General features: G+C 54.1%; 2 protein-coding genes (1 of these 2 only partly in view). Both read left to right on the top strand.

What is annotated here, in order from left to right; all coding sequences use genetic code 11:
* Positions 1-2351: the final stretch of a non-ribosomal peptide synthetase gene (locus CWB98_RS11605; RefSeq protein ID WP_138545030.1), read on the top strand. 7657 nt of this gene lie to the left of the window's left edge; 2351 of the gene's 10008 nt are visible here — the last part of the coding sequence; its start codon lies off the left edge, out of view; its stop codon occupies positions 2349-2351.
* Complete coding sequence (locus tag CWB98_RS11600; protein ID WP_138545029.1) at positions 2351-12319, top strand: non-ribosomal peptide synthetase; 9969 nt, start codon at positions 2351-2353, stop codon at positions 12317-12319. The genes CWB98_RS11605 and CWB98_RS11600 overlap by 1 nt, the downstream gene beginning before the upstream one ends.

Here is a 12319-nt window from a genome sequence, read left to right as displayed (position 1 = left end):
ATCATTCTAGCCTTGGTGACTATCTTGCTCATGTGAAAGACGCCCATATTGGTGCACAATCGCATCAGGATGTGCCGTTTGAACAGCTGGTCGATGCCTTACAGATCCCCCGTTCAACGGCTTATAGTCCGGTGTTCCAGATAATGCTGACAACCAACTCAGAATTTGCCCTAGCAGAACAACCTGAGCAGGGACTGGCAGGACTGACGTTTACTCCAAGACTGCCACAGGCCTGTTCGACCAAGTTTGATATTGAAATTAACATCGATCTCGATGAGGCCGGACTGACCGTTAACTGGTTGTATGATTGTGGTCTGTTTACAGAGCAACACATAGCAGCGCTGGATAAACATCTGCAAGGCGTACTCAGATATCTGGCGCGACTGACTCAGGCTCAGCTAGCCAATCCTCTGGATACGCTCCCGTTGCTATCTGAACAGGAACGTTATGAGCAGTTGCACCAATGGAATGATACGGCGCGGGAATATGATCACACGCTGTGTGTCCACGAATTGTTTGAGCAACAGGTTGTAAAATCGCCCAATCAGACAGCCTTACGTTTTGGCGCTCAGTCCATGAGCTATCGTGAACTCAATACCAGAGCGAACCAGCTTGCACATTATCTGCGCAGTGAACACGGCGTCGGACCTGACACTCTGGTGGGACTATGTGTAGAACGCTCATTTGAAATGGTGATTGGGATCTGGGGCATTTTGAAGGCCGGCGGGGCTTATGTGCCGCTGGATCCTGAGTTGCCCAGCGCCAGGCTGAACTATCTGGTTGCCGATGCCAGTGCCAGCGTCGTGCTCAGCACGCAAGAGGTCGCCGCACGTGTCGTGCTGGGCGAGGCCTGTGTTGTTGAGCTTGATGGCTTTAATTATGACGCGTTCAGCGAAGCCAATATTGCACCGAACGACATTGGTCTGAGTGCCCGAAATCTGGCCTATACCATTTACACCTCGGGCTCTACGGGTATGCCAAAAGGTGTGCTGCTTGAGCATCAGGCGCTGCATAACCGCATCGACTGGATGGACAATGAATACCATTGCGGACCTGACGACAAGATCCTACAGAAAACGCCGTACAGCTTTGATGTGTCGGTATGGGAATTTGTCTGGCCGATGCTCAAAGGTGCTGAGCTGGTGATTGCTAAGCCGGGCGGCCACAAAGACCCGGGCTACCTGAGCGACCTGATTGTTGAGACGGGCATCACCAAATTGCACTTTGTGCCGTCTATGCTGGGCGTTATGCTGGAGCATGGTGACCTGAGCCGCTGTACGTCAATCCAGCAGGTCTTCTGTAGTGGTGAAGCCTTGCAGATCAGCCATGTTGAGCAATTCCAAAGCGTGCTGCCAGCGGCGCAGCTTCATAACCTCTATGGCCCAACTGAAGCGGCCATTGACGTCAGCTATTGGGATTGCGTGCAACCACATGGCAGCAGCGTACCCATTGGTCAGCCAATCCAGAATATCCAGTTATACATCCTTGATGAGGCGCTGAACCTGTTGCCACAGGGCGCCTGCGGCGAGTTACACATAGGCGGAGAGGGTCTGGCACGCGGGTATCACAATCGCGCTGATCTGACTGAAGAACGCTTTATCGCCAACCCGTTTTACGATGACAGCCAGGCAGGCAGCAGTCAGCGTCTGTATAAAACCGGCGATCTGGTCCGTTATCGCGCTGATGGCATTATTGAATACATGGGTCGTATTGACCATCAGGTAAAGATCCGCGGGTTGCGTATCGAGCTGGGCGAGATTGAGTATCACATCGGTGAGCACAGTGAAGTGGACTCCGCCTTGGTGATGGCGCTCGATGACACGCAAGGTAATCAGCACCTGGTGGCCTATGTGAAGCCGCATACGTTGGGCGATGAAGCGTCTCAACAGGTACTGATCGACACTATCAAGTCACAACTCGGTGACGCCTTGGTTGAGTATATGATCCCCGCCAGCTTTGTGCTGCTGGAAGAATGGCCACAAACGCCCAACGGCAAAATTGATCGTAAAGCCCTGCCAGCTCCGGAGCACGCCGGGCTCGGTGGTGAATACGTTGCGCCTGACAGCGACACCGAGCGGACTCTGGTGACTATCTGGTCGCAGGTACTTGGCCTGGATGAAGCGCATATCAGCACGCAGGCGAGTTTCTTCTCACTGGGTGGTCAGTCTTTGCTGGTCGTCAAACTGATGAAAGAAATAGAGGCCAAGTTTGACTGCGCGCTGACCATCAAACAGTTATTTAAGTACACCTCGGTGGCTGAACAAGCCTTGCAGTTAGACGAGCTGCACGCTGCTCAGGCTCTGAAAGACAAGTTAGAACAATCAGATAATGTAGAAAGGATTGTGTTTTAATGAAACCGCAACAGTTAGTCAGTCTGCTTCAGGACAAGTTGATTTTGGTGAGTGTCTCTGACGGGTCGCTCGTAGTCGAAGCTGAAAAGGGCGCAGTCACCGCAGAGATTGCGCAACTGATCAGAGATAATAAAACACAATTGCTGGCTTATTTGAGTGACAGCGAAGCACAACCTAAGCGTGAGGCCGTTACGCCGCGTCCTGAACAATATCAGACCTTAGCACCGCTGTCGTTTTCACAGCGTCGATTATGGTTTATCGACCAGCTGCAACAGGGCTCGGCACACTATAATATGCCAGCCCTGATGACCGTCACCGGGGAGCTGGATCTGGCGGTGGCTGAACGTGCCTGTCAAACCATTATCCGCCGTCATGAAGTACTGCGCACCGTGGTGCTTGAGGGCGAAAACGGGGCCCAGCAGCATATTCGTGATGAGGTGACGTTTGCTATCGCCCACAGCGATTTGACCACACTGGAGGCAAGTGCTCGTGCGGCGCAGCTCGACACCCTGATTGATGAGGAGCTGAATACCCCGTTTGATCTGACTCAGGATGTGATGATGCGGGCACGTTATATTTTGCTTGCCAATCCGGGTAGCGCGCAGCAAGACGGGGTGTTGCTGTTCAATATGCATCATATTGCGTCTGATGGCTGGTCAATTGAATTGCTCAGTCAGGAGTTTCTGACTTTATACCGCGCGTTTGCGCAAGGGGCAGAGAATCCTTTGCCTGAACTGGCGATTCAGTACGCTGATTATGCGCTGTGGCAGCAAACCTGGTTGCAGGAAAATGTGCTGGAATCACAGTTATCGTACTGGCAGGAAACCTTAGCCGACGCGCCCTCGGTCCATAGCCTGCCGTTGAAACAACCGCGCCCGGAAGAAAAACAAAACGCAGCCGGGTGCCAGAGCTTTGTCCTTGACAGCGCTCTCAGTCAGCAGCTGAGCACAGCGGCACAGCGCAATGACATGTCGCCCTTTATGCTGGTCCACAGTGCACTGAGCTGGGTGCTGGCACAACACAGTAATCAGCAGGATATTCTAATTGGCACGCCGGTTGCCAACCGATTGCAAAGTGAACTGGAACCGCTGATCGGCTTTTTCGTTAATAACCTGGTGCTCAGAACTCAGGCCAGACATGCCAAGCTGGGCGATTATTTTGCCCATGTACGCGATGTGCATCGCAATGCGCAGGCCAATCAGGATGTGCCGTTTGAACAACTGGTTGAACGTCTTAATGTGGAGCGCAGCTTGTCTCACGATCCGCTGTTTCAGATCATGTTGTCCATGGACAGCGAGTTTGGTGTTAGCGACCAGGCCGATGCTGGACTGGACGGACTGCGCTTTGGTCGATATGAACGCGAGATAGTGTCGCTGAAGTACGACATAGATATCGATATTACCCCACAGGACGGAGGCTACGTACTGCGCTGGACCTATGATCTGGCGTTGTTTGATGCCGACTATATTGCAACTCTGAATCGTCATCTGATCCGGGCAATACACCTGTTCAGTGAAAGTGCTGCCAGCACGGCCCTGACTCAATTGAGTTTGATGGACACACAAGAGCAACAAGCCTATCTGGCAGATTTATGTGGGCCAAGCGTGGCTTTGTCTGCGATGCCCGTACATCAGCTCATTGAAACACGCGCCGCACAAAACGACGCGCGCATTGCCGTTAAGAGCAATGGGGGCACACTGAGTTATCAGCAGTTGAACGAACGCGCCAATCAGCTGGCGCATTATTTACGGGCCGAGCATCAGGTGGGCCCGGATACCCTGGTGGGCCTGTGTGTGGGCCGCTCGCTGGAAATGATGGTCGCCGTACTGGCCATCCTTAAAGCAGGCGGGGCCTATGTGCCGCTGGACCCGGATTACCCGCAGGAACGTTTAGCGTACATGGTCGAAGACACCGGCCTGTCTGTGGTGCTGACTCAGCAAAAGGTCGCCGCTATGCTGAACGACTTTAACGTCATGCCAGTGCTGCTGGACGATGCCAGCCAGTTTGCAAGCTACCCAATCAGCAACCCGGATGTGGCGCTGACTCCTGAGAGCCTGGCCTATGTGATGTATACCTCAGGCTCAACCGGTAATCCCAAGGGCGTGATGATAAGCCATCATAACCTGATCAACTTTGCCGCGAACTGTGAGCAGCGTTACGAAATCACCGAAGCGGATAACGTGCTGCAGTTCTCAACTATGAACTTCGATATTTTCGTCGAAGAATGGCTGGCAACGTTGACTCAGGGCGCCACTTTGGTGCTGCGCGATGAAGAGGTGTCGCTGAGTCGCGAGGCCTTTATTGCCTTCTGCGACAGCCATGCCATCAGCGTGGCCAGCTTACCTACGGCGTTCTGGCATATGCTGGCGCTGAGCGAGGCAGAGCTTGAATCTCTGGCATTGCGCCTGGTGATTGTCGGTGGTGAAGCGCTGGATAAACAGTCGGTAGCGTCGCTTAAACCGGGCTTTGTGCTGCTTAATACCTATGGCCCGACCGAGACCACAGTCACCGCATCCGGCTATGCCATCCGCGGTGGATACGATGACCCCCGCGCGGTGCCCATTGGCCGCGCCAACGTCAATACCGCGACGCTGGTACTCAGCGAGCAGCTGACCTTATGCCCGCCGGGTGTAGTGGGTGAGCTGTACATCAGTGGTCAGTGTCTGGCCAGCGGCTATCTGCATCAGAATGAACTCACCGCCGAGCGATTTATTGATAACCCGTATTTTGACCCAGCTAATCCTGCACTGAGCGCCCGTTTATACAAAACCGGTGACTTAGTGCGCATGGGCGCAGATGGCGAAATCGAGTTTGTCGGGCGCAGCGACGATCAGGTCAAGATCCGTGGTTTCCGGGTCGAACTGGGGGAGATAGAAAGCCAGCTGATGAGTCACCCTGAGGTGGAGTCGGCGGTGGTACTGGCTGAGGCCGGTAAGCAAGGTGGCAAGGTACTGCGCGCTTTCATTCAAAGTGAGCAAGACAGCAGCCTGATTGACGCACTGCAACAGCACCTGAGCGGCAATCTGCCGGATTACATGGTGGCGTCGGCTTACAGTTTTGTGGCGCAGTGGCCGCTGACGGCCAATGGTAAGCTGGACAAGCGCGCGCTGCTGGCTCTGCCTGCGAAAACGGTCGAGCAGCCTTATCAGGCACCACACACCGAGGCCGAGAAAATGGTAGTCGAGATTGTCGCGTCGCTGTTGTCGCTGGACGTCGATAAGGTGGGTGTCCACGCTAATTTCTTCGCGCTGGGGGGCCACTCGCTACTGATTATGCAGCTGGTCAGTCAGCTGCGCGCACGTCAGTATCAGGCGGACGTGCAGGCCTTGTTCAGGGCACACACGCTACAGGACATGGCACGCCAGGTTCGGGCACTTGGGAGTGAGGAATCAAGTTGTGTGCCCGCCAATTTAATCCCGACGGACTGCAGCAGAATCACCCCGGAGATGGTGACGCTCACCGAGCTGGATGCGCAACAGCTCGACGACATTGCGGCAACCGTTCCCGGTGGCATGGCCAATATTCAGGACATCTACCCGCTGGCACCGCTGCAAGAAGGCGTGCTGTTTGTGCACACCATGAGTGAAGGGCAGGACCCGTATGTTACCAGCACCACCTTTGAGTTCGACAGCCGCGAGTCCCTTGAGCGCTTTAAATGGGCACTGAATACGCTGATTGCCCGTCACGATGTGCTGCGCACCGCCATATTATGGCGTAACCGCACCACTGCACTTCAGGTGGTGCAGCGCGAGGTAACGCTGCCCGTGACTGAGCTGGACTTCAGCGGGGAAGCGGATGTCCGGGCTGCGTTCAGTACGTATGTGGCTGAGCAGCCGCTGTGGATTGAGCTGGAAAATGCGCCGCTTTTACAACTGAGCGTGTGCGAAGACGCCGCGCAGGGCAAGTATTATGCGCTGTTGTGCGAGCATCACCTGATCTCAGATCACGTCTCGCTGGAAATTCTGGTCCATGAATTAACGGCGCTGCTGAATGGCAATGAAGCCCGTCTGGCTGAGCCGGTGCCGTACCGGGAATTTGTTGGTCGCACCCTGGCACGCACCGCGAGTCTGGATACCGAAACCTTCTTCACTCAGATGCTGGGGGACGTTAGCGAACCCACTCTGCCTTATGGTCTGACGGATGTGCTCAATGATGGCTCGGGCATTGAAACCGTGCATGTCACGCTGGATGAGGCACAGGCGCAGCGCATTCGCCGTCTGACCCGCCAGTATCACAGCAGCCCGGCGGCGCTGTTCCACCTGGTGTGGGCCAAAGTGCTGGGCGTATGCAGTGGTCAGTCCGAGGTGGTGTTTGGTACTGTGTTATCGGGCCGCATGAGCGATGATGGCCTGAGCAGCCAGCTGATGGGCATGATGATCAACACGCTGCCGCTGCGCGTGTCGTTGAGCGGGCAGGATGCAATGCGCCTGCTGGCACAAATTAACGACGACCTGCATGCACTGATGCCGTACGAGCAGGTCTCCCTGGCCGAGGCGCAGCGCTGTAGCGGCGTAAGTGGCCAGCTGCCCCTGTTCAGCGCGATGCTGAACTATCGTCACTCTGCGACGCAGGAGTCTCAGCTGGAACAGGATGCCGGATTCAAGGTGATTGCCAGTGAAGAGCGCACCAACTATCCGTTTAATCTGTCGGTGGATGACTTCGGTGATGGCTTTGGCTTTGAGCTTCAGGTAGACAAACGCGCCCCGGCGGCGCGCATTGCCGAGTATCTGCAAGTGACCCTGACTCAGGTGCTGGATTTACTGGACAGCCAGAGCAGTACAGCGGTTCAAAGTCTGTGTGTACTGGATGAAGCAGAGCGTCAGCAGCAACTGCACAGCTGGAATGACACGGCGTTGGATTACCCGCGTGAGCTGTGTATTCACGAGCTGTTTGAGCAGCAGGCGGCGGCGACGCCGGAGCAGGTTGCATTGCGCTTTGGAGAGCAGACTCTGAGCTATGGTGAACTCAATGCCAGAGCCAATCAGCTGGCTCATTATCTGCGCGCAGAGCACAATATCGGACCGGATTCGTTAGTGGGCTTATGTGTTGAGCGCTCGCTGGAGATGGTCATCGGAATTTGGGGCATTCTCAAAGCCGGTGGGGCTTATGTGCCATTGGACCCCGAGCTGCCACCGGCGCGCCTGAGCTATCTGGTTGAAGATGCGAATGCTACGGCAGTGCTGAGCACAACCTCAGTGGCCGAGCGAGTTAGCCTTGGCGAAGCCCGTATTACCCGACTGGATGAGTTCGATTTTGGCGCATATCCGGATACCAATATTGCAGTGGACGATGTCGGTGTGAGTGCGCACAACCTGGCCTATGCCATTTACACGTCAGGTTCCACCGGGCTACCTAAAGGCGTGCTGGTTGAGCATCAGGCGTTGCATAACCGTATTGACTGGATGGACAACGAATACGGCTGTGGCCCGGACGACAGAATTTTGCAAAAGACGCCTTACAGTTTTGATGTCTCCGTGTGGGAATTCGTCTGGCCTATGCTCAAAGGCGCGGAGCTGGTGATTGCCAAACCGGGTGGTCATAAAGAGCCGGAATACCTCAGTGAGCTGATTGTCGCGACCGGGATCACCAAATTACACTTTGTCCCCTCTATGCTGGGTGTGATGCTGGAGCATGGCGACCTGGCTCGTTGTACGTCTATTAATCAGGTGTTCTGTAGCGGTGAAGCATTGCAAATCAGCCACGTTGAACAGTTCAGAGCGAGTTTACCTTCGGCACAACTGCACAACTTATATGGCCCGACAGAAGCGGCCATTGATGTCAGCTACTGGGATTGCCGTCAGCCACACGGCAGCAGTGTACCTATTGGTAAACCCATTCAGAATATTCAGCTGGTGATTTTGGACGAGTCACTGAATTTATTACCGCAAGGTGCCTGTGGTGAGTTGCACATCGGCGGTGAAGGTCTGGCGCGTGGTTATCATAACCGCCCTGAGCTGACGGCCGAGCGCTTTATCGACAACCCGTTTAAAGATGAGTTACCAAGCGCACGACTTTATAAAACCGGCGATCTGGTGCGTTTTCGTGATGACGGCAGCATAGAATATATGGGCCGGATGGACCATCAGGTGAAAATTCGTGGCTTACGCATCGAACTGGGTGAGATCGAATATCATATTGGCGAGCATCATGAAGTGGATTCGGCACTGGTAATGGCCTTGTCTGATCCGCAAGGCAACCAGCGTTTGGTGGCCTACGTTAAGCCGCTCACTGAGCAGCCGGATACGGCAAAGCAGGTGTTGATTGAGTCGATTGTCACCGAGTTGAGCCAGTCACTGGCAGAGTATATGGTGCCGACCAGTTTTGTATTGATGGATGAATGGCCACAGACACCAAATGGTAAAATTGACCGTAAGGCCCTGCCTGCGCCCGAACAGGCTGATTTAAATAGCGACTATGTGCCGCCGCGGAGCGACACAGAGCGCACGCTGGCGGTAATCTGGGCCGACGTACTTACTCTGCCCGTTAAGCAAGTTAGCCGCGATGCCAACTTCTTTGCGCTGGGTGGTCACTCCTTATTGGTGATGCAGCTGCTTACCCGGGTTAAACAGCTAGGCTATCAATGTCAGGCACAGGCCCTGTTTAAGGCCAGCAGTCTGAGTGCAATGGCCGCGCATCTCGATGCACAACCTCAGGTTGAGTGTGAATTCATAGTGCCGCAAAACCTCATTCCAGCGCAGGCAAGCACCATTTCGCCAGAGATGTTGCCTCTGATTGAACTAACGCAAGACAGTATTGATGCGATTATTACGCAGGTGCCCGGTGGTACTGCGAATGTGCAGGATATGTACCCGCTTGCGCCACTGCAGGAAGGGGTGTTGTTTGTTCATACCATGAATCAGCAGCACGATCCGTATGTTAGTACTATGGCGTTTGAGCTGGACAGCGAACAACAGCTGGCTCAGCTTAAAGAAGAGTTGAACTTTGTGATTAAGCGCCATGACGTGCTGCGTACCGCTATTTTCTGGCGCGGCCGCGAGCAGGCTGTGCAGGTGGTATTACGTGACGCTGAGTTGCCCGTGACATTGCTGTCATTTGAGCCGACAAGGGTTAAGGTACAATTTGAAGAGTATGTGGCAAATGCCTCTCATGGCTTTGATCTTGAATCTGCGCCGCTGATCCAGTTAATGGTTTCGCCGCAGGATGAACAGGGCAAAGTCTATGCGCTACTGAAATTTCACCACCTGATCACCGACCATGTGTCACTGGAAATTCTGCTGGCAGAACTCGGTGCCCAGAACAAGGCTGATTTGCCCGCTCCTTTGCCTTATCGTGAGTTTATTGCCCGCTCCATGGCGCAAAGCGCTAAGCTGAACACCGCGGCGTTTTTCTCTGCGCAGCTTGGTGATATCGATACGCCAACCCTGCCATTTGGCCTGGCTCAGGTGACCGGCAATGGAAATGCGGTGGTAGAGTACGCTACGGAGCTAAGCCCGGCGTTGTCACAACAGATCCGCGCTTTGTCCAGACGTCTGCAATGCAGTCCGGCAGCGTTGTTCCACCTGGCCTGGGCACAAGTGTTGAGCGCCAGTACGGGCCGCGATGAGGTGGTATTTGGTACTGTGATGTCGGGGCGGATGAACGGTATGCCGGGCATTGAGCGTATGATGGGTATGCTGATCAATACCTTACCGCTAAAAGTTAAGCTAGGACAGCAATCGGCACAGGCGGCGCTCCATGAAGTCAACGATGCGCTCCAGTCGTTACTGCCTTATGAACAAGTCTCACTGGCCGAAGCGCAAAGTCATAGTGCCATCAGTGGCAATACGCCTTTATTCAGTGCCATTCTCAATTATCGCCATACTGAGCAGTCTCAGGCGTCTCCTGAGGGAGGTGCCAACCTATTAAGTACCCGTGAGAGAACCAACTATCCGTTTGACTTGTCTGTCAATGATCTGGGCGAGCAGGCCAACTTTACGCTGGACTTCCAGATTGACCAAAGTATTGCAGCAACCCGGATTGCGGCATTAATGGATACGGCGCTGAAGGCACTGGTCGTGGCGTTAGAAAGCCACAGTACGCAGCCAATTGCCACTCTGGCGGTGTTACCGGCAACCGAGCAAGCGCAGCAAAGTGCGTGGCAAAGTAATGCGGCAAACTATCCACGGACTGCATGTATTCATGAGTTATTTGAACAACAAGTTGTGGCACATCCACAGCAGATTGCCGTGCAGCTCAACGAGCAGGTCCTCAGCTATGGTGAGCTAAATGCGCGAGCCAACCAGCTGGCCGGATATCTGCGTGACGAATATCAGGTAGGCGCAGGGTCTTTAGTTGGACTGTGTCTGGGTCGCTCTCTCGATTTACTGGTAGCAACCCTGGCTATTTTAAAAGCGGGTGGGGCGTATGTACCGCTGGATCCGAGTTACCCTGAATCACGCCTGGCATATATGCTTGAAGATACTCAGCTGTCAGTTGTGCTGACAAGTACAGCAGAGCGCGACGTGTTGGCGTTTAGCTCGGTTGCTAAAGTTACGCTGGATGAGGGCAGTGTGCGCTGGTCTACTCTCAGCCCCCAAAATCTGGCTCGCCCTGAAGGACTAACGGCGCAGTCACTGGCCTATGTTATTTATACATCAGGCTCCACCGGCACGCCCAAAGGGGTTATGACCCCGCACCGGGCAGTCAATCGTCTGGTGTGTGACCCCAACTTTATGACACTCAATTCAGAGACGGTCTTTTTACAAAGCGCCAATATTGCCTTTGATGCGGCAACTCTGGAAATGTGGGGGCCATTGCTCAATGGCGGGCGTTGTGTACTCTATCCTGAAGCCTACATCTCACTGGCTGGGATCAACAAAGTGTTGGCAACTCAGGGGATTACGGCTATGTGGCTAACCTCGGGATTGTTCACCGAATGGAGCAAGGCCTGTGCTGAACTCGATACCGGGTCACTGGCACTGCAGAGTGTGCTGGCTGGCGGAGATGTGCTCAACCCGCAGGCTGTGATGGCAGTGCAGTCGGCACTCCCTAATGTGACTGTGATCAATGGCTATGGTCCGACCGAAAATACCACCTTTACCTGCTGCTATCCGGTACCTGCGGAGCGGGATATCAGTGCAGGAGTGCCCATCGGGCACGGCGTTCAGGGCGATCAAATTTTGATCCTGAGTCCGCAGGGACGCAAAGTGTCTAACACTGTCGTTGGTGAGTTATGCGTAGGCGGCGATGGTCTGGCGCTGGGCTACCTCAATCAGCCTGAGCTGAGTAAAGCGCGGTTTATCGATAACCCGTATGCGGCTGAGCTGGGGCAGCCATCGCACTTATACCTAACTGGCGATTTGGTACGCTTTAACACTGAGGGGCTGATCGAATATGTCGGGCGGGTAGATGATCAAATCAAGATCCGTGGTTTTCGGGTGGAACTGGGCGAAATCGAAAACGCCCTGAATGCAGATGAACGGGTCGCGCAATCTCTGGTGGCTGTCAATAAAGAAAAAGGCGTTATTGTGGCCTATGTTGAGCCCGTTTCTGAGGTGTATCAAGACACGTTAACCGCGCAATTAACGGCAAGCTTATCAGCAAGTCTGCCTCCATACATGGTGCCCTCAGCCTGGAAACTGGTCGATACCTGGCCACTTACCGCGAATGGCAAAATTGACAGAAAGGCATTACCAGAAGTTGAGCTGACAGCCCTGGCCGCTGAGTACGTTGCACCGCAAAACGAGCTTGAGCAACAGCTGGTCGAGATTGTGGCACGTTTGCTGGGCGTAGACGCGGGTGATATCAGTATGTCAGCCAACTTCTTTGATCTTGGGGGACATTCCCTGTTGATGATGCGACTGTTGAGTGAGGTGAACACACACTGGCAGATTGAGTTGAGTGTTGGGGATGTCTTTGAATGCCAGTATCTTGCTCAGGTGGCGGAGCTTATTCATAGCGAAGTTGCCTTGTTATCGGCCTTTGATGACAGTGACATTGATGAGGATGAAGAAGTCCTTGAGATCTGA

Origin of the sequence: Pseudoalteromonas rubra, assembly GCF_005887115.1 — a bacterium.
GTDB lineage: Bacteria > Pseudomonadota > Gammaproteobacteria > Enterobacterales > Alteromonadaceae > Pseudoalteromonas > Pseudoalteromonas rubra_F.
The sequence above is the reverse complement of the archived record's forward strand: the minus strand, read 5'-3'. Positions and strand labels throughout refer to the sequence as shown.